General features: G+C 74.1%; 20 protein-coding genes. 11 read left to right on the forward strand and 9 right to left on the reverse strand.

The genetic code is table 11. From position 1 onward, the window contains the following. Positions 1-138: 138 nt before the first annotated feature. Positions 139-879: a class I SAM-dependent methyltransferase gene (locus tag QSK03_RS11725; RefSeq protein ID WP_285651918.1), complete on the forward strand. Its 741-nt coding sequence runs from the start codon at positions 139-141 to the stop codon at positions 877-879. A gap of 1 nt (position 880) precedes the next feature. Here QSK03_RS11725 and QSK03_RS11730 read toward each other — a convergent pair whose 3' ends face one another. Continuing rightward, on the reverse strand, positions 881-1171 hold the full coding sequence (locus QSK03_RS11730; RefSeq protein ID WP_285651920.1) for a hypothetical protein: 291 nt from the start codon (positions 1169-1171) through the stop codon (positions 881-883). A 198-nt stretch (positions 1172-1369) separates the two neighbouring features. On the opposite strand from QSK03_RS11730, the gene QSK03_RS11735 reads away from it, so the two are divergent. After that, positions 1370-2758, forward strand: coding sequence for an FAD-dependent oxidoreductase (locus QSK03_RS11735; RefSeq protein ID WP_285651940.1), 1389 nt, complete (start codon positions 1370-1372; stop codon positions 2756-2758). 51 nt (positions 2759-2809) lie between these two features. Here the strand turns inward: QSK03_RS11735 and QSK03_RS11740 are convergent, their stop codons facing one another. Genes QSK03_RS11740 through QSK03_RS11750 form a run of 3 tightly spaced genes read right to left on the reverse strand, consistent with a single transcriptional unit; the run spans position 2810 to position 4493 of the window. Next, positions 2810-3358, reverse strand: a complete 549-nt coding sequence (locus QSK03_RS11740) for a hypothetical protein (protein ID WP_285651943.1) — start codon at positions 3356-3358, stop codon at positions 2810-2812. Continuing rightward, a complete protein-coding gene (locus QSK03_RS11745; protein ID WP_285651944.1) occupies positions 3358-3735 on the reverse strand; it encodes a DUF4873 domain-containing protein in 378 nt (125 codons plus the stop codon). Before QSK03_RS11745 ends, QSK03_RS11740 begins: the two co-directional genes overlap by 1 nt. Next, a complete protein-coding gene (locus QSK03_RS11750; protein ID WP_285651946.1) occupies positions 3732-4493 on the reverse strand; it encodes a TetR/AcrR family transcriptional regulator in 762 nt (253 codons plus the stop codon). Before QSK03_RS11750 ends, QSK03_RS11745 begins: the two co-directional genes overlap by 4 nt. Before the next feature lie 109 nt (positions 4494-4602). On the opposite strand from QSK03_RS11750, the gene QSK03_RS11755 reads away from it, so the two are divergent. The 3 genes from QSK03_RS11755 to QSK03_RS11765 are packed head-to-tail and all read left to right on the forward strand — an operon-like array spanning position 4603 to position 8104. Next, entirely contained in the window at positions 4603-5514 is a 912-nt protein-coding gene (locus QSK03_RS11755; protein ID WP_285651948.1) for an AurF N-oxygenase family protein, read from the forward strand. Between the two features lie 30 nt (positions 5515-5544). Next, positions 5545-6537: an alpha/beta fold hydrolase gene (locus tag QSK03_RS11760; RefSeq protein ID WP_285651950.1), complete on the forward strand. Its 993-nt coding sequence runs from the start codon at positions 5545-5547 to the stop codon at positions 6535-6537. Continuing rightward, complete coding sequence (locus tag QSK03_RS11765) at positions 6524-8104, forward strand: flavin-containing monooxygenase (protein ID WP_285651952.1); 1581 nt, start codon at positions 6524-6526, stop codon at positions 8102-8104. The genes QSK03_RS11760 and QSK03_RS11765 overlap by 14 nt, the downstream gene beginning before the upstream one ends. On the opposite strand, the gene QSK03_RS11770 is transcribed toward QSK03_RS11765, so the two are convergent. Then, positions 8035-8913, reverse strand: coding sequence for an acyl-CoA thioesterase (locus QSK03_RS11770; RefSeq protein WP_285651953.1), 879 nt, complete (start codon positions 8911-8913; stop codon positions 8035-8037). The genes QSK03_RS11765 and QSK03_RS11770 overlap by 70 nt on opposite strands. A 473-nt stretch (positions 8914-9386) precedes the next feature. Between QSK03_RS11770 and QSK03_RS11775 the strand changes: the two genes are divergently transcribed. The 4 genes from QSK03_RS11775 (at position 9387) to QSK03_RS11790 (ending at position 11288) form a co-directional block, all read left to right on the forward strand. After that, positions 9387-9722, forward strand: coding sequence for a hypothetical protein (locus QSK03_RS11775; RefSeq protein WP_285651956.1), 336 nt, complete (start codon positions 9387-9389; stop codon positions 9720-9722). Between the two features lie 116 nt (positions 9723-9838). Beyond that, the gene (locus QSK03_RS11780) at positions 9839-10171 is read left to right on the forward strand and encodes a hypothetical protein (protein ID WP_285651959.1); all 333 of its coding nucleotides are present in this window, start codon (positions 9839-9841) and stop codon (positions 10169-10171) included. 222 nt (positions 10172-10393) lie between these two features. Beyond that, positions 10394-10768, forward strand: coding sequence for a hypothetical protein (locus tag QSK03_RS11785; RefSeq protein WP_285651962.1), 375 nt, complete (start codon positions 10394-10396; stop codon positions 10766-10768). Positions 10769-10988: 220 nt separating this feature from the next. Then, entirely contained in the window at positions 10989-11288 is a 300-nt protein-coding gene (locus QSK03_RS11790) for a hypothetical protein (protein ID WP_285651966.1), read from the forward strand. A 68-nt stretch (positions 11289-11356) separates the two neighbouring features. Here the strand turns inward: QSK03_RS11790 and QSK03_RS11795 are convergent, their stop codons facing one another. The 3 genes from QSK03_RS11795 to QSK03_RS11805 form a co-directional block, all read right to left on the reverse strand. Further along, complete coding sequence (locus QSK03_RS11795; protein WP_285651968.1) at positions 11357-13396, reverse strand: MFS transporter; 2040 nt, start codon at positions 13394-13396, stop codon at positions 11357-11359. Further along, positions 13393-13842: a MarR family transcriptional regulator gene (locus tag QSK03_RS11800; protein WP_285651971.1), complete on the reverse strand. Its 450-nt coding sequence runs from the start codon at positions 13840-13842 to the stop codon at positions 13393-13395. Before QSK03_RS11800 ends, QSK03_RS11795 begins: the two co-directional genes overlap by 4 nt. A gap of 81 nt (positions 13843-13923) precedes the next feature. Next, the gene (locus QSK03_RS11805; RefSeq protein ID WP_285651972.1) at positions 13924-14640 is read right to left on the reverse strand and encodes a hypothetical protein; all 717 of its coding nucleotides are present in this window, start codon (positions 14638-14640) and stop codon (positions 13924-13926) included. Between the two features lie 229 nt (positions 14641-14869). On the opposite strand from QSK03_RS11805, the gene QSK03_RS11810 reads away from it, so the two are divergent. Then, the gene (locus tag QSK03_RS11810) at positions 14870-16354 is read left to right on the forward strand and encodes a WS/DGAT/MGAT family O-acyltransferase (RefSeq protein ID WP_285651975.1); all 1485 of its coding nucleotides are present in this window, start codon (positions 14870-14872) and stop codon (positions 16352-16354) included. After that, positions 16351-17112: a class I SAM-dependent methyltransferase gene (locus QSK03_RS11815; RefSeq protein WP_285651978.1), complete on the forward strand. Its 762-nt coding sequence runs from the start codon at positions 16351-16353 to the stop codon at positions 17110-17112. Before QSK03_RS11810 ends, QSK03_RS11815 begins: the two co-directional genes overlap by 4 nt. Here QSK03_RS11815 and QSK03_RS11820 read toward each other — a convergent pair. Next, positions 17039-17719 carry a phosphatase PAP2 family protein gene (locus QSK03_RS11820; protein ID WP_285651981.1) on the reverse strand — a complete coding sequence of 227 codons (681 nt, stop codon included), beginning with the start codon at positions 17717-17719 and terminating at the stop codon, positions 17039-17041. The genes QSK03_RS11815 and QSK03_RS11820 overlap by 74 nt on opposite strands. Positions 17720-17793 lie beyond the last annotated feature (74 nt).

The following is a 17793-nucleotide window of genomic DNA, read 5'->3' on the forward strand; positions in this document are numbered from 1 at the left end:
GACGTCGACGCGTCCTGGCACCACCGAGGGTGACCGCCGCGGATCGCGCGGGGAACGACAAGGGACCCAGGCCACACCACCGTGACGGGGATGTCCGCCACAGGGTCGGGTGCCCGTGTGACCGGCATGATGGCGGCCATGGCCACAGCGAGGGAGCCGGCGGCCGGCTGGACGGTGGAGCTCGACACGACCCCGGGACGGCGGCAGGCACAGGAGGAGTTCCTGCTGCGCCACCCCGACGGTGAGACCGAACGGATCACCCTGCACGACTACGCGCGGGTGTACTCGGTGCCCGGGCTGTACGAGGACGTGGTGCAGCGGCGCCTCGAGTGCGCCTCACCGGCCACCGTGGCGGAGGCACTGGTCGAGGCCGCCGGGGAGCATGGCGTCGAGGGGCTGCGCGCCTTCGACCTCGGCGCGGGCAACGGTGTGGTCGGCGAGGAGCTGCGCGACCGGGGCGTCACGGTCGTCGCCGGCGCCGACGGCGTCCCGGAGGCGCGGGAGGCCGCGCACCGTGACCGCCCCGGGCTCTACGCGCACTACCTCGTGGGCGAGCGGCTGGACGTCGAGGAGGTCACCCGGCTGGTCCGCGACGAGGAGCTCACCGCGCTCGTCGCCGCCGGCGCGGTCGGCGCCGGGCACGTCCCGGTGGACGCGCTCGCGCAGCTGTGGGACGCGTTCCCGCCCGGGTCGTACCTCGCGCTGACGCTCGCGGCGGGCGAGCAGGACCACGACGTCACCGACGTCGAGGGGATGCTGGCGGCGACCGCCGACACGGCGCACCCGTCGCGCACCGTGGTGCGCCGCCGCTTCCGGCACCGGGTCTCGATGGCCGGCACCGAGCTGTTCTACCTCGTGCTGGTGGCCGTCAAGGAGTAGCTCAGCTCCCGGAGCCGTGCACCAGCGTCAGCCGCGGCCGGATCGCCGGCGGCGTGACGGCGGGCCGGCTGGGCTGCGGCCCGGGTCGCCCGACGGGGTGCGGGCCGCGGCGGCCCCGGCGCGGACGCGAGCTCCCGACGAGGCCCGCGAGCTCGTTGACGAGGTCGTCGGCGAGCTCCTCGGAGAGGACACCCCCACCGGAGTAGTCGTCGAGCACGTCGAGCCCGCGGCGCCACGGGGCACCGCCCGCCGCCGCGGCGTCGTCGTGCGCGCCGACCTCGTCGCTGATCATTGCGACGGACGTTAGCCCTGGTGAGGCGTCGTTCTCGCGCTCGATGATCCCATGGAGTGACCACTCGACCGGAGCGCTTCGGGGCCACGCCCCGGCTCGGGATCACTCGTCCGACGGCGTGTCGGACTCGGGCGTGCCGTGTGGCGGCCCTGGGCCGGACGGGTGCGCCCGGCGGCCGGGTGGGCCACGATGATCCGCGTGGAGAATCACACGACGCGACCCCACCACGTCGCGATCGTCGGTTCCGGGCCGTCGGGCTTCTACGCCGCGGCCGCGCTGCTGGACGCTGCGGCGAGCGAGGGACCCGACGTGCGGGTGGACATGTTCGACCGGTTGGCCACCCCGTGGGGTCTGGTGCGCGCCGGCGTCGCCCCGGACCACCCGAAGATCAAGTCGGTGAGCGCCCAGTACGACAAGACCGCCCGGCGCGAGGGGTTCCGGTTCTTCGGCCACGTCCACCTGGGCGACGACCCCGCCGAGCCCGGCGTGGTCACCCGCGACGAGCTGCTGGAGCGCTACGACGCGATCGTCTACGCGGTCGGCTCGCAGACCGAGCGGCGTCTCGGCATCCCCGGCGAGGACCTGCCCGGCAGCATCGCCTCGGTCGACTTCGTCGGTTGGTACAACGGCCACCCCGACTACGTCGACCTCGCGCCGCCGCTGGACACCGAGCGGGTCGTGGTGATCGGCGCCGGGAACGTCGCCCTCGACGTCGCGCGGATGGTCCTGCTCACCGAGGCCGACCTGCGCGCCACCGACACCGCCGACCACGCCCTCGACGCCCTGGTCGGCTCCGGGGTGCGCGAGGCGCTGATCTGCGGGCGCCGCGGCCCGGTCCAGGCGTCGTTCACCACCACCGAGCTGCGCGAGCTCGCCGACATCGACGACCTCGGCGTCGTCGTCGACCCCGAGCAGGTGCCCGCGGGCATCGCCGACGACGACACGCTCGCCAAGGGCACCCGCCGCAACCTGGAGATCCTGCGCGGCTTCGCCGAGTCCGGCCCCGACCCCGACGCCCGCCAGCGCATGGAGTTCCGCTTCTACCGCTCGCCGGTGGAGATCCGCGGCGACGGGAAGGTCGAGGAGATCGTGCTCGGGGTCAACCGCCTCGAGACCGACGACAGCGGACGCACCCGCGCGGTCGACACCGGCGAGCGCGAGACCATCCCGACCGGGCTCGTGCTGCGCGCGGTGGGCTACCGCGGCCTCGCCCTGCCCGGCGTCCCGTTCGACGAGGACACCGGCACCGTGCCCCACACCGAGGGCCGCATCGGCGAGCACAGCGACGACCACCGCCGCGAGTACGTCGTCGGCTGGATCAAACGCGGACCCACCGGGATCATCGGCACCAACAAGAAGGACGCGAACGAGACCGTCCGCCACCTGCTCGCCGACCTCGCCGAGCAGACCCCGGTCGAGCACCCCGACGACGTCGAGGACTGGCTGCGCGACCGCTGCCCCGACCTGGTCGACCAGACCGGGTGGGAGGCCATCGACGCCCACGAACGCGGCCGCGGCGAGCCCGGCGGCCGCCCGCGCGTCAAGGTCGTCGACCGCGACGAGCTGATCAAGGTCTCCCGCCCCTGACCCCCAATGTGAGCAGTTGGCGCCCCTATCGGGGCGCCAACTGCTCACGTGTCAGACCGCGATCCGGCACTCCGCCATGGCTTCGGGGGTCGCGAGGAGGGTGGAGACGTAGACGCCGACGTGGTGGCGGATCTCCGCGTCGAGGTCGCCGAGGCGGCGCAGGAACACCCCGCCCACGCCGCGCGTGCGGATGTCGGCGTCGATGTCCTCGTTCGCGATCGCCTCGACGTCGATCTCCACCGCGCCCGGCGCCGCGCGGCCGACGAGACCGACGCGCACCACGAGGTCGACCTCGGCCGGGACGCGGCGCGACCCGATGTCCACGGCGAGGTCGAGCGCCACCGGCACGCAGACGATCACGCGGGTGACGCCGTCGCGCCACGCGGTCAGCCGCCCGACCGTGCCGGTGGCCGACGCGGTCGCCATGTCGTGGGGTCCGGCCGGGACCGGCCCGAACGCCACGGTGTCGCCGATCAGCCCGCCGATCACCCGGACCGCGCGCTGCGGCGTGGCCAGCGACAGGACGGTGTCGAGGTCCAGCCCGTGCGCGGCGGCCTCGCGCTCGGCGACCGCGCGGCTCTGCGCGTCGCGGGCGGCCATCAGGCGGAGGCCCCGGCGGCCTCGGCAACCTCGGAGGCCGTCTCGAGGCTGCCGGCCGACTCGACCGCGAACGGCGGCGTCGACGTGCCCGCGAGGCGGTAGCGGCCCCAGGGGTCGACGTCGGACAGCTCGCCGTCGGCGTCGCCGGCCGGGGTGGTGACCCGGGCGGGGCGCTTCTTCCCGCCGAGGGCGGCGTCCAGCTCGGCGTGGACGGCGACGCGGCCGTACCAGTGGTAGCGGCCGTCGAGGGGCTCGAAGTGCCCGACGAGGGTCACGTCGACGGCGTACTCGACGTCGTCGACCACCAGGGTCGCCGGGCCGGTGTAGCCGTCCTCGTCGTGCTCGTGACCGTGCTCGGGTGCTGCCGCCGGCGTCATCGCTCCGGGCTCCTCACTGCTCGATCGGTGTTCGTGTTCTTCTCGCCGGCCCTGAGCTGGACCACCTTGTTGATCTCGAGGGGGACGTTGGGGTCGATGGAGACGCCACGCTGGCGGGCGAAGCCGTCGATGGCCGCCCACACCAGCGTCGTGAGGTACTCGACGACCGACTCGCGGCTCATGGACTGGCGGTCGAGCCACCACTCCGCGGTGTTCTGGACGAAGCCGACGACGCCGTAGGCCCACGGCTCGGCGGGACCGGAGTCGAGCCCGAAGGCGCGCAGGTAGTCGCCGAGCATCGCCGACAGCGCGGTCGCGATGATCTCCTTGTCCTCGCGGACGACGTCGGAGCCGCGGCCGTCGATCGGCGTGTGCCGGGCCAGCACCCAGTAGAGGTTGGGGTAGTCGTCCAGCGTCCCGAAGAAGGCGTCGATCGACTTGCGGATGCGCGGGAGCGGCGCCTCCTCGCTGTTCAGCGCCGGGATCAGGCGGTCGAGGAGGATCTCCGTCGCCCGCTCACCCATGGCCTCGACGAGGTCGGCCTTGTCGGAGAAGTGCCGGTAGAGCACGGGCTTGGTGACCCCGGCCTCGACCGCGACCTGCTCGATGCCGAAGTCCGGACCGACGTCGGCGAGCACGCGCATCGCGGCCTCGACGAACTCGGCGCGCCGCTGCGTGCGGTGCTTCTCCCAGCGGGTGCGACGCCCGTCACGCGAGGGGGCGTTCCCGGGGCGGTTCGGCTTGACATCGTCCGGCACGGGTCCGCACGCTACCACTGGTTACAGTTACCAGCGGTAAGACGTACACCGGGTGCGGGTTACCGGATGTACGGGACACAGTCGCGGCGAGCAGGAGGACCACCCAGCCATGAGCGCCCCCACGACCGATCGCCACGCAGCCGATCGTCATGTGACGGCCGAGCGCCTCCTGAAGTCGTCGGCGAAGAAGTCGTACGACCCCGCCGTCGACATCGACTGGGACGCCCCGCTGCCCGCGGACAAGATCTGGGTGCCCGAGCACCGCGTCTCGCTCTACGGCACCGAGCTCTGGGACCGGATGACCCCCGAGCAGCGCGTCGAGCTCGGCAAGCACGAGGCGTGCAGCGTCGCCTCGGTCGGCCTGTGGTTCGAGGTCCTGCTCATGCAGCGCCTGCTCAAGGACTTCTACGCCGAGGACCCGACCACGCCGCGGGCGCAGTTCGCGCTCACCGAGGTCGCCGACGAGTGCCGGCACTCGCAGATGTTCGCCCGCATGGTGCACACCGCGGGCGTCGAGCCCTACGGCCCGCAGGAGCGGATCCGCCAGCTCGGCAAGCTCTTCTCGGTGATCAGCTGGGGCCCCGCGGCCTACGGCTCCATCCTCGTCGCCGAGGAGGTGCTCGACCGGCTGCAGCGCGAGCAGGCGAACGACGAGAACATCCAGCCGTTGATGCGCCAGGTCAACAAGATCCACATCATGGAGGAGGCACGCCACGTCTCCTTCGCCCGCGACGAGGTCACCCGCGGGATGGCGCAGCTCGGACCGGCCGAGAAGGCCTACCAGCGCTTCGTCATCGCCTACGTCTCGATGATGGTCGTGCGCAGCCTGATCAACCCGAAGGTCTACGCGGCCGTCGGCATCGACCCCGCGGTGGGTCGCCGCGCCGCCCTGGGCAACCCGCACCACCACGAGATGATCCGCTGGGCGGGCGAGAAGATCATGCCGTTCCTCGACGAGGCGGGTCTCGTCGGTCACCCGGGCATGACGTGGTGGCGCCGGTCGTTTCTCCTGGGGGACTAGGGACCGCTGCGACGACAGGAGGAGCCCGCCGTGGAGGAGCGCGTCGATCGCTTCACGACGCCGGACGGCACCCGGCTGCGCGTCGCGGACACCGGGCGGACGGGGGACGGCGACGGCCCGACCCTCGTGCTCGTCCACGGGTGGTCGCAGGACCTGCGCACCTGGGACCGGGTCGTCGACGACCTGCGCCGCACCGGCGTGTCCGCGCGCGTCCTGCGCTACGACCACCGCGGCCACGGCGGGTCGGACGCCGCGGCCCGGGGCACGGCGACCATCGATACGGCCGCCGACGACCTCGCCGCGCTGCTGGCCGAGCGCGTCCCGGACGGCCCGCTCGTGCTCGCCGGCCACTCCATGGGGGGCATGACGCTCATGGCGCTCGCCGAGCGCCACCCGGGGCTGGTGGCCGAGCGGGTCGTCGGGATCGCGTTCGTCGCGACGGCGAGCGACGACATGGCGCGCCTCGACCTCGCCCTGCCCGGCCGGCGCGGCGAGGCCGTGGGCCGCATCGAGCACGCGCTGGGACCGCTGACCGCGCGCCTGGGCCACCGCGCGCCGGCGGGCGAGATCGGTGACGTCGGCCGGGCCGGCGGGGCCCGCCCCCGCTCCCGGGCGACGCTGCTCGCCCCCGCGGTGCGCGCGCTCGTCTTCGGGCACCGGCCCCGGCGGGCCGACGTCCTGTCGGTCGCCGAGCAGGCGCTCGCCGCCCACCCGCCGAGCGTGGCGGCGTTCCGCGCCTCGATCGCCGAGCACCGCCGCCGCACCGCGCTCGCCGCCCTGTCCGGCACCCCGACCGTCGTGCTCGTCGGCGACCGCGACCGGCTCTGCCCGCAGCGCCACGCGCGGGCGATCGCGGCGGCGCTGCCCGACGCCCGGCTGGTGCTGCTCCCGGGCGCCGGACACATGATCAATCTCGAGCGCGCCGACGAGGTCGCCGCCCACGTCGCGGGGCTGCTCGCCGCGCCCCCGATCACCACCACCGAGGTCATCGCCCAGGAGGACGTCACCCGTGTCAGCGCCTGACCAGGAGCCCACGCACGAGGTCCTCGTCGTCGGCTCCGGGTTCTCGGGGCTCGGCCAGCTCCTCGCGCTGCGCCGCGCGGGCATCGACGACGTCGTGCTGCTCGAGAAGGCCGACACCCTCGGCGGCACGTGGCGCGACAACACCTATCCCGGCTGCGCGTGCGACATCCCGTCGCACATGTACTCGCTCTCGACCGTGCCGAACCCCGACTGGTCGCGCTCCTACTCCCCGCAGTCCGAGATCCGCGCCTACCTCGAGCGCGTCGCCGACGAGAACGATCTGCGCGGTCACGTCCGCTTCGGCCAGGAGATGACCGGGGCGAGCTGGGACGAGCAGCGCCGCACCTGGACGGTGCACACCCGCGGCGGCCGGAGGTGGACCGCGCGCTTCCTCGTGTCCGGCGTCGGCGCCCTGCACCTGCCGAAGACGCCGGACCTCCCCGGCGCGGGCTCCTTCGCCGGCCCCTCCTTCCACTCCGCGCAGTGGGACCACGACGTCGACCTGCGCGGCAAGAAGGTCGCCGTGATCGGCACCGGGGCGAGCGCGATCCAGTTCGTCCCGCAGATCGCCGGGGTCGCGGCCCAGGTGCAGCTCTACCAGCGCACCCCGGCCTGGGTGCTGCCCAAAGGCGACCGGCCGCTCTCGGAGCGCCGGCGCGCCTTCTTCGCCCGCCACCCGCGCCTCCACCGCACCTACCGGGCTGCGATGTACACCGCGCTCGAGTCGCGCGCGGTGGGCTTCAACGCCCACCCGGCGCTGCTCAGGCCCGTCGAGTGGCTGGCGACCAAGCACATCGAGCACCAGATCGACGACCCCGACCTGGCCGCGAAGCTGACGCCCGACTACTCGATCGGGTGCAAGCGGGTGCTGGTCTCGAACGACTACTACCCCGCGCTCGCCCGCCTCGACGTCGAGGTGATCACGGGCGGGGTGCACGAGGTGCGGGGCTCGTCGATCGTCGACGGTGACGGCACCGAGCGCGACGTCGACGTGATCATCTACGGCACCGGCTTCCACGTCACCGACGCGTTCGACGGTCTCGAGATCCGCGGGCGCGGCGGCCGGACGCTGCGGGACGTCTGGGCCGCCGGGGGCATGGCGACCCACCTCGGCATCACCGTCTCGGACTTCCCGAACCTGTTCTTCCTGCTCGGGCCGAACACCGGCCTGGGCCACAACTCGGTCGTGTTCATGATCGAGTGCCAGACCCGCTACGTCGCGCAGGCCGTCCGGGCGGTGCACGAGGCCGGCATGGGCGGGCTCGACGTGCGCGCCGAGGTGCAGCAACGGTCCAACGCCGGCGTGCAGCGGCGGCTCGCGAAGGGCATCTGGACCCGCGGCGGGTGCACGAGCTGGTACCTCGACGCGCAGGGCGTGAACCGCACCATCTGGCCGGGCTACACCGTGCGGTACTGGCTCGAGACCCGGCGCTTCGACCCCGAGGACTTCGAGTTCTTCGGACGGGCGGCCGACGCCGGACCCGCGCGTCCCGCCCCTCAGGTACGGCGGCGGCGGATGAGGCCCTCCTGGACGACGGAGGCGACGAGGACGCCGTCGCGCGTGTAGAACCGGCCGCTCGCCAGCCCGCGGCCGCCGCCGGCGCTGGGCGACTCCTGGACGTAGAGCAGCCACTCGTCAGCCCGGAACGGTCGGTGGAACCAGACGGCGTGGTCAAGGCTCGCGAGGCTCACCTCCCCCGAGGCCGCGCCGCCGACGACGTGCGGGAAGACCGCCGCCTCGAGCAGGGTGAGATCGCTGGCGTAGGTGAGCACGCAGGCGTGCAGCAGGCGCCCACCGGCCGACTCGGGGTCGGGGAGCTCGCCGTCCGCGCGGACCCAGACGCGGTTGCACGGGTCGCGCTCGGCGCTCTCGTCCCACGGCGAGTGATCGACGTAGCGGACGTCGAGCGGCCAGGTCAGCCGCCGCCCGGTCGTCGTGTACGCGGGGCGGTCGCCCGGGACCGGGGCCATGTCGCGGCGCTGGAGCCCGTCGGGGGACGGCGTGTCCGGCATCGGCGCCTGGTGGTCGACGCCGGCCTCCGGGCGCTGGAACGACGCCGACATCGTGAAGATCGTCTCGCCGTGCTGGACGGCCGTGACCCGCCGGGTGGTGAACGAGCGGCCGTCGCGGGTGCGGTCGACCTCGTACACGATCGGCGCGAACGGATCCCCGGGGCGCAGGAAGTAGCCGTGCAGGGAGTGGACGCCGCGGTCCCCGTCGACGGTGCGGCCCGCCGCCACCATCGCCTGCCCGGCGACCTGGCCACCGAACACCCGCAGCAGCGACTCCCGGGGACTGCGGCCCCGGAAGATGTCGCGCTCGATGCGCTCGAGATCGAGGACGTCGTCGACGAGCTCGCGCAGCGCCTGACCCACACCCACCGCCTTCCGGTCGCCGGACGTGCCCGCCAGAACCCCCGCCGAGCCCCGGCATCGTCCCCCACGTCCGGCGCAGCGTGCGGCCGACCGCGCCGTCACGGTCGGCGAGGACCGCACCGGAGCGGCGTGGACCACATCGTGACGCCCGATCGGGGGGCGTGGCAGGCCCGTCGCTCGACGCGCTGGTCATCCGCTGGGCCGTCCGGGAGCCCGCGCCACTCGGCGGTGTGGCGATTCGTGCGCCCTCGATCCTGCTCAGCGTGTACATTGAGTCACGAAAATCCGGCCCGCGATTTCGCTGCGTAACCGCGCCGTGACCACCTCGTTGGACCCCGTGACGTCACCCCCGGGGCCGATCAAGCCCGGGCGGTGGCTCCTCGGGGACACATCGCCAGCGTCCTTGCCCGCCGCGACGGGCGGACCCCGCGAGTGAGTCCCGACTCCCCCGACAAGCTCTACGAGGAGTTCATGTGATCAAGAAGCTGGGTGTTGTGGGTGTCGGTGTGGCCGCGGGCCTCGTCGTCGCCGCCCCGTTCGCGTCCGCCACCGAGTCGCACGGTGGCCACGGCCACGGCGGCCACGGCGGCCACGAGAGCTCGGGCTCGTGCAACGTCAACGGCGGCGAGGCCGAGGCCAACGGCGGCATCGACGGTGACTCGTTCGCCGGCAACGTGCTCGCGCAGGCCCCGATCGGTGGCAACAACATCCTCAACATCACCTGCAACGACATCCTGAACGACAACCTCAGCGGCAACGACGTGGCCGTCAGCGTCCTCGGCGACGCGCTGCCGGGCCTGCCCGTCTGAGGTCCCTTCGCCGGTGGGCCGCCCTGACCGGGCGGCCCACCTTCGGCGTCCCGGCCCCGCCGGCCGCCACTCCGCAACACCCATCGCGCAGTACCAGCGAATCCCCTGGGGGAACATTGTTCAAGAAAGCCGGCACCGTCACGATCGCGGTCGCCGCGGGCCTGCTCGCGGCCGCGCCCTTCGCCTCGGCCGGTGAGGACCCCGGCCACGGGCACGACGGTGACCACCACAAGCGCGGGCACGACAGCTCGGACTGCAACGTCAACGGCGGCAGCGCCGAGGCCAACGGCGGCATCGACGGTGACTCGGTGCTCGGCAACGCCGTGGCGCAGGTTCCGGTGGGCGGCAACAACGTCGGCAACATCGTCTGCAACGACATCCTGAACGACAACGTCAGCGGCAACCACGTCGCGATCAGCGTCCTGGGCTCCGCGGTCACCCCGGACTAGCACGGCGTCACCGCGACACGCGCGCGAAGGCCCGGCCATCCGATCGGTGGCCGGGCCTTCGTGTGTCGGGGACCGCCCCGCGGGCGCGTCCCACGATCGGGGGCTTCCGGTCCCACAGAGGTAACACGCCCGCCAAGCCCTCGTTGGGCCCTTCGAGTGTGGGCACTGTGCGAGACACCTGTTCGGCCCACGCCGCTCCCCGACACAACATCAGGAGATCCCGTGCTGAAGAAGCTGGGCGTCGTCACCCTCGGCGTCACCGCCGGCCTCGTGGCCGTCGCCCCGATCGCCTCCGCCCACGAGTCGGACCACTCGAACCGCCACCACGGCGACCACGGCTCGTCGTCCGACTGCAACGTCAACGGCGGCAGCGCCGAGGCCAACGGTGGCATCGACGGCGACGCGTTCCTGGGCAACGCGGTCGCGCAGGTTCCGGTCGGCGGCAACAACGTCGGCAACATCGTCTGCAACGACATCCTCAACGGCAACCTCAGTGGCAACGACGTCGCCGTGGCCATCGGCGGCGACGCCGGGTCCGAGGTGCCGATCGAGCTCCCCGAGGCGCCCGCGACTCCCGAGGAGTCCGCGGTCTCCTAGTCCTCACCAGATCGCCACGAGGCCCGGCCACCGGACGGTGGCCGGGCCGTCGTCGTCCTCGGGAGAGAGTTCCGCGGAGTTGATCCCTCGATCGGGTGGCACTCCTCAGCGGAAGTCACGAGGACGTCACAGCCTCGTTGCTCCTCCGAGGCGTTCGGTGCCGCACTGCTCCCCGGTCGGCCCCGCGCTCCTGCTCCCCCGACACACCACTGGAGTTTCCGTGCTGAAGAAGCTGGGCCTCGTCTCCGTCGGCGTCACCGCCGGCCTCATGGCCGCCGCGCCGCTCGCCTCGGCCCACGAGGCGCACCACGGCGACGACTGCAACGTCACGTCCGACGCCGAGGGCGGCAACAACTACGGCGTGACGAAGTGCAACATCGCCGGCCAGGGCAACGGGCAAGGCAACACGTTCAACGGCGTCGAGGTCCCCGGTTTCCCGGACGCCCCGGAGGTGCCGGACTTCCCCGGGGTGAGCGACGTCTTCGCGGGCGTGCCCGGCCAGGTCGCGATCCCCGGCTGACGCCGCCGCACACACTCCAACGGGCCCGGTCCACCGTCACGGTGGGCCGGGCCCGTTCCTGTGCGGGGTCAGCGACCGGCCGGCACGGCCGCCCCCGTGAGCACGACGTCGTGCACGACCTCGCCGTCCAGGGCCACCGGGACGACGGTCGGCTCGGCGTGCCCGTGCGTGTCGTCCCGCCCGCGGGCCAGCAGCAGCGCCGTGCCCGTGCGCCGCCCGGTGACCTCGAGCCGGTAGGCGCCGTCGGGACCCGCCTCGGTGCGGCCGAGCTGCTGGCCGTCGGGGTCGATGAGCGTGACGACGGCCCGCCGCGGGTGCCCGTCCCTGTCGCGGACCCGCCCGCGCACCGACGACCCGGGGTGGTCAGCGACGTGCCCTCGCGGACGCTGAGCGTCCGTATCGGGACGTCGATCATCGGCGCCGTCGGGGACGACGACGATCGGGCACGGGCCGTGGGTCCAGAGCGCGCGGTCGGCGCTCGGCGAGGCCAGGCCCGCGAGGGCGCCACCCTGCGGCCGCCCCACCACGACCGCGCGGGCGTCGCGGCGACGGGCCACCGCGACGAGCTCGCCACCGACGTCGCCGTGGGTGCCGACCGCCGCGAGCGTCTCGGTCGTCACCGACGCCGACGGGTCCAGCGCCGCGCGGGCGGCGGCGACGGAACGGTCCAGGCCCAGGTCGGTGTCGTCGGCCGCCGCCGCGTCGACGACGGCGCTCTCGGGCACGTGGACGACGACGAGCGGGGCACCGAGCAGCGCCGCCAGCCGCCCGCCCGCCGCGGCGACGGCCGGGGCGTGCGGCGCCCCGTCGACGGCCACGAGGACGGGACGCGCCGCGTCGGACACGGCCACCTCGTCGGCGGGTTCCGCGACCTCCTCGGCCTGGGCGGTCTCGACGGAGCGCAGCAGCCGGTGCGCGGTGGCCAGGATCAGGATGCCGACGGCGACGACGACGGCGCCGACCCAGAAGGGCGTGTTCGGCAGGAACGCCTCGGCGATGAGACCGGCGACCCACGGGGCCAGGCCGCCGCCGAGGAAGCGCACGAAGCTGTACGACGCCGACGCGACGGGGCGCTCGACCGGTGCGACCGACATGACGGCCTGGGTGACCAGCGTGTTGTTGAGCCCGATCATCGCGCCGGCGACGATCACGGCGCCGATGACCACGCTCGGGGTGTCGTTCCAGTACGCGATGACGGCGAGGTCGACCGCCAGCAGGCCGAGGACCCAGTAGAGCACCCGGACCGTGCCGAAGCGTCGCTCGAGCCACGGCGCGACGAACACCGCGAAGATCGCGACGAGCACGCCCCAGGCCGTGAAGACCCCACCGAGCTGGAGCTCGTCGAGCCCGCCCATCGAGTACGGCGAGTACGCGAGCAGGGTGAAGAAGCCCCAGTTGTAGGCGAAGGCGGTCAGCGCGATCGTCGCGAGGCTGCGGTGGCGCAGGGCCTTGATCGGGTCGAGCAGACTGATCTTCTTCGCCGGTTTCGGTGTCTTGTCCAGCAGCACGAGCGTCGCGATCAGCGCGATCGCCATGAGCACGGCGACCCCGAAGAACGGGGCCCGCCAGCTCACCGAGCCGAGCAGCCCGCCGACCAGCGGCCCGAGCGCGATCCCGACGCCCAGCGCGGTCTCGTAGAGGATGATCGCGCCGGCGAAGCCGCCGCTGGCCGACGCGACGATCACCGCCAGCGAGGTCGCGATGAAGAGCGCGTTGCCGAGACCCCAGCCCGCGCGGAACCCGACGATCTCCCCGATCGAGCCCGAGGCACCGGCGAGCGCGGAGAACACCACGATGATCGTCAGGCCCGTGATCAGGGTGGCCTTGGCGCCGATGCGACTGGAGACCCAGCCGGTCACGAGCATCATCACCGCGGTGATGAGCAGGTAGCTGGTGAACAGCAGCGACACCTGCGCGGGCGTCGCCTGCAGCTGGCTGGCCAGCGCCGGCAGGATCGGGTCGACCAGACCGATGCCCATGAAGCTGATGACGCAGGCGAACGCCACCGCCCAGACGGCCTTCGGCTGGCGGAACGGGCTGCCGGTCTGCGATCCGGCGTGTGCCGAACCCGACGGTCCAGCTCCGCTTCGCTTCGTGTCCGTGCTCACGACTCTCCTCGGGCGGGGTCGGTGCGATTGAGGGTCAGGCGGGCGAGGGCACCGGCGGCCGCGGCGATCGCGGCGCGCTCCTCCGGATCGAGCTCGTCGAGCAGCGCGGCCAGGCGGGACGCCCGCCGCGTGCGCCGGGTGACGAGGACCTCGCGACCGGCGTCGGTCAGCGACACGACCACGGCGCGCCGGTCGCTCGGGTCGTCGCCGCGGACGGCGAACCCGTCGCGCTCGAGCCGCGTGACCAGCGCCGTCATGCTCGGCTGCGTCACGCCCTCCCGGAGCGCGAGATCGGAGAGCCGCTGCGGGCCGTCGCGGTCGAGCGTGGCCAGCGTCGCGGCCGTCGTCAGGCTGAGGTCACGGCTCGCGGTGGACCGGATCGCCCACGCCGCGAAGGCGTCGAGCGCGGCCGCGGTCGCCAGGCGCTCGTCGGTCGATGTCGTCACCCGACCGTTGTATCACCTAACTATATAAACGGTCGATGTGAACATCGCCGCAGGTGATCCGGGGGAATCGCGGAGCGGACCTCAGGAACCGAAGGACAGCAGCGAGGAGTCCGACGACGACGAGTCGCCGAACGACAGCAGCGACGTCGCGCCGGAGACCGTCGAGCCCAGGCCGCCGACGACCCCGCCGATCAGGCCACCGCCCGAGCCGCCCGAGCCGCCCGAGATCCCGGACTCCCCGGAGCTCCCCGACCCGCCGGAGCCGGCCGAGCCGCCCGTGCTGCCGGCACCGCCGCCCGAACCGCCCGCACCGTGGTCGGAGCCGCCGCCGGAGCCACCCGACCCGCCGCCCGCGGTGCCGCCTCCGGAGGTGCCTCCCGCGGCGCCGGGGCCACGGCCCGCGGCGGTGCGCGCCGAGGTCGCGTCCGCGCCGCCGGCGCCTGCCGTGGCCCGGCGCACGGCGGTGGTGCGGTCGCCGCTCCCGGCGGATCGCGCGCCTGCGGTCGTGCCGCCGGGACCGCCGCGGTCGGCCGTCACCGCGCCGTCGGTCGCGGCCAGGTCGAGCACCTGGACCGGCGCGGGCGCGAGGCCCGGGCCGATCGGCACGGAGGGCGCCGGGAGACCGGCACCCGTGCCGCCCGCTCCCCCGGCCGGCGGCTCGAGGGCGGCGTCGGAGCTGACGGGGCTCATGACCACGGAGCCGATCCCGATCGCACCGACGGTGGCGACCAGGGGGAGCGCGCCGAGCGCCACCCGGGCGCGCGCCGAGGACGACGCCGCCATCTGGTGCCTGCCCATGCCTGGCTCTCCGTCCGCTCGCCTGTCAGGGATGAACAACCGATCGGGTGAACGTCCCTCCGGAACGCTCAACGGGCGCGGGCGCTCGCAGGTTACGCATCACGGTCATCCCGGCTTGAGTCCATCGATGAGGTGAACCCAGCGGGCCCGTTCGCACGAACCGGACTCGGCTGGCCCCCGCACCCGTCCGGCCACAGACTGGGCGCGCGCCGACGAGGAGGTCACCGCCGTGAAGCAGCTGTCGGGTCTGGACTCCGTGTTCCTGGACGCGGAGGACGACCACCAGTACACCCACATCAGCCAGCTGCTGATCCTCGAGCGGCCGTCGGCGGACTTCGAGCCCCACACGACGTGGCGACGCCAGCTGGCCGACCGCCTCCACCAGCTCGAGCCGCTGCGTCGCCGGCTGGTCGAGGTGCCGTTCGGCCTGGACCACCCCTACTGGATCGCCGACCCCGACTTCGACCTCGACTTCCACGTGCGGCGCAGCGCGGTGCCGCCGCCGGGCTCCGACGCCGACCTCGACGAGCTGGTCGGCCGCCTGGTCGCGGCGCCGATGGACCGCGACCACCCGCTGTGGGTCTCCCACGTGATCGAGGGGCTCGCGGACGACCGGTTCGCGATCCTCACGATGATCCACCACAGCGCCGTCGACGGGGCCGCGGGCGCCGAGCTGCTCGAGCTCATGCTCGAGGACGCGCCCGACGCGGAGCGACCCGACGGCGCCGGGCGCTGGCGCTCCGAGACCGCGCCGTCGACCACCGAGGTGCTGGCCCGGGCCGCGGCGAACGGGGTGCGCCGGCCCGCCCGCGGGCTGCTGCTTGCCGCCCGCGCCGGCCAGAGCCTGGCGCGGGCCACGCGCAACCCGTCGGTGATCGACCTGGCCGACCGGGTGCGGGGCACGCTGCGGGGTCCGCTGGGCTCGCTGCTCAACGCCGGCCGCTCCCGCGACGAGGACGGACGGCTGCCGCGGCTGCCGCCCCTGACGTCGCCGCCGACGCCGTTCAACCACCCGATCAGCCGGTACCGGCGGTTCGCGCACCGCTCGCTGCCGTTGGCCGAGGTCAAGGCGGTCGGCAAGGAGGCCGGCGCGACGATCAACGACGTGGTCGTCGCGCTGTGCGGCGGCGGGCTGCGGCGGTGGCTGCTCGACCGCGGCGAGCTGCCCGACGACCCGCTGACCGCGATGGTCCCGGTGTCGCTGCGCAGCGGCGACGAGGAGGACCGGTGGACCAACCGCGTCTCGGGCACCGTCGCCGCCCTGCCCACCGACGTCGACGGCCCGCTCGAGCGGCTGCGCGCGGCGCACGAGGCGCTCGCGCTGGCCAAGCAGGTGTTCGCCGCCCTGCCCGGCGAGCTCACCCCGGACGTCGTCGGGCTCGGCGCCCCGCTCATGACCACGGCGATCAGCCGCGCGGTGACACGGTGGTCGACCATCGGGCCGGCGCCGTTCAACCTCATCGTCTCCAACGTCCCGGGGCCGCGGGAGCCGCTCTACCTCGGCAGCGCGGCCATGACCCACTACGTCCCGGTGTCCGCGGTGGCCGACGGTGTCGGGCTCAACGTGACGGTGCAGAGCTACGTCGACCAGCTCGACTTCGGCCTGCTCGGGTGCGCGGAGCTCCTGCCGGACCTGCACGACCTCGCCGACGCGATCATCGCCGAGTTCGACGCGTTGCGGGACGCCGTGCGTGCCGAGGGGACCGGGGCGTGACCGCTCGCGACCGCCTCGCGCCCCTGCTCACCGTCCCGCTGCCCGACGGGGACGCGCCGTACGTCGACCTCGTGGAGGGCCGCCCCGGCTCCCGCGGACGCATCCAGGACCTGTGGGAGTCCGGGGGCGGGGCCGGGGTCTACGACTGGGTGGTCGGCGCCGGGGACCGGTACGGCTCGCACATGCCGGACCTCGTCGGGGGCGGGGTGTTCCGCGACTTCTACGGCGTCGCCCGGCGCCTGGACCTCGTCGGCGGGGAGACGGTGCTCGACCTCGCCTGCGGTCCGGGGACGTTGACCGGACACCTCGCCGAGGGCGTCGGCGCCGACGGGCTGGTGATCGGCGCGGACCTCTCCCCCGCGATGCTCACCCGCGCCGCCCGGGCGGTCACGGCGGCGAACACCGTGTTCGCGCGCGCCGACGCGATGGCGCTGCCGCTGCGGGACGCGTCCCTCGACGCCGTGTGCTGCTCGCTGTGCCTGCAGCTCGTGCCGGACCTCGAGACCGCCCTGACCCAGCTCCGGCGGGTGCTCCGCCCGGGCGGGCGCCTCGCCGTCACCGTGCCCGCCCACGGGCGCGGCCCGTTCCGCGCGTTCACCGAGGTCCTCGCCCGCGGGGGTCAGGCGCGGCTGTTCCGGCGCGGCGAGATGGCCGACGCCCTCGTGCGCCACGGGTTCGTGCGTGTCACGACGCGATCGGACTCGGTGCTGCAGATCGTCGACGCGGTCGCCCCCGGAGCAGCGCCCCCGCGAGGCTGATCGCCCCGGTGGTCGCCAGGACCACGCCGAGCGCGGCGACGACGTCGCTCGGACGGTGCCACCCGGCGACCATCGTGGCCACGCCCGCGATCCCCGTGACCGCGAGCCCGGCGAGGACCGCCGGCGGCCGCAGCACGCGCGGGACGACGAGCACGAGGGCGACGCCGAGCGACGCGACGAGGGTGACGTGGCCGCTGGGCAGCGAGTTGGCGTCCGTGGAGTCGGGCCGCACGAGGCCCGCCTTGAGCACCTGGGTGATCAGCTGGGCGCCGAGCACCAGCGCGACGACGGACACCGCCCGGGCGCCCCGTCCCCGGGCGAGGGCCAGGCCGGCCAGGGCGACGACGGCGAGCGCGACCGTGGGGATGCCGACGATCTCCAGGAGATCGAGGGCCTCGCGACGCAGTCCGAGCCCGAGCGCGGCGCGCAGGACCGCGTCGTCGACGGCCCGGCCTGAGGCGTCCAGCACGCCCACCACGTAGGAGACGATCACGGTGCCGGCGCCGAGGAGGATCGCGACCAGCCCGGCGACCGCCCCGCCCCGCCCGTCCCGCCGCGGCGGCGCGTCGAGCAGGGGCACGGTCCGGGCGTGCGCGATCGACGTCATGCCCACCACGCTGCGCGCGCACGGTGTGGCCCGCCTGACCGCTTGCTGTACGGCACCTGAGAACCATCAGCGGT

Source organism: Actinomycetospora sp. NBRC 106375 (assembly GCF_030269665.1).
Taxonomy (GTDB): Bacteria; Actinomycetota; Actinomycetes; order Mycobacteriales; family Pseudonocardiaceae; genus Actinomycetospora.

What these genes read in the sequence shown, in the direction of transcription:
- QSK03_RS11820 (WP_285651981.1), bottom strand. Translation starts at nt 17,719, where the DNA reads ATGACGTCGATCGCGCACGCCCGGACCGTGCCCCTGCTCGACGCGCCG.
- QSK03_RS11740 (WP_285651943.1), bottom strand. Translation starts at nt 3,358, where the DNA reads ATGGCCGCCCGCGACGCGCAGAGCCGCGCGGTCGCCGAGCGCGAGGCC.
- QSK03_RS11745 (WP_285651944.1), bottom strand. Translation starts at nt 3,735, where the DNA reads ATGACGCCGGCGGCAGCACCCGAGCACGGTCACGAGCACGACGAGGAC.
- QSK03_RS11755 (WP_285651948.1), top strand. Translation starts at nt 4,603, where the DNA reads ATGAGCGCCCCCACGACCGATCGCCACGCAGCCGATCGTCATGTGACG.
- QSK03_RS11805 (WP_285651972.1), bottom strand. Translation starts at nt 14,640, where the DNA reads ATGGGCAGGCACCAGATGGCGGCGTCGTCCTCGGCGCGCGCCCGGGTG.
- QSK03_RS11730 (WP_285651920.1), bottom strand. Translation starts at nt 1,171, where the DNA reads ATGATCAGCGACGAGGTCGGCGCGCACGACGACGCCGCGGCGGCGGGC.
- QSK03_RS11725 (WP_285651918.1), top strand. Translation starts at nt 139, where the DNA reads ATGGCCACAGCGAGGGAGCCGGCGGCCGGCTGGACGGTGGAGCTCGAC.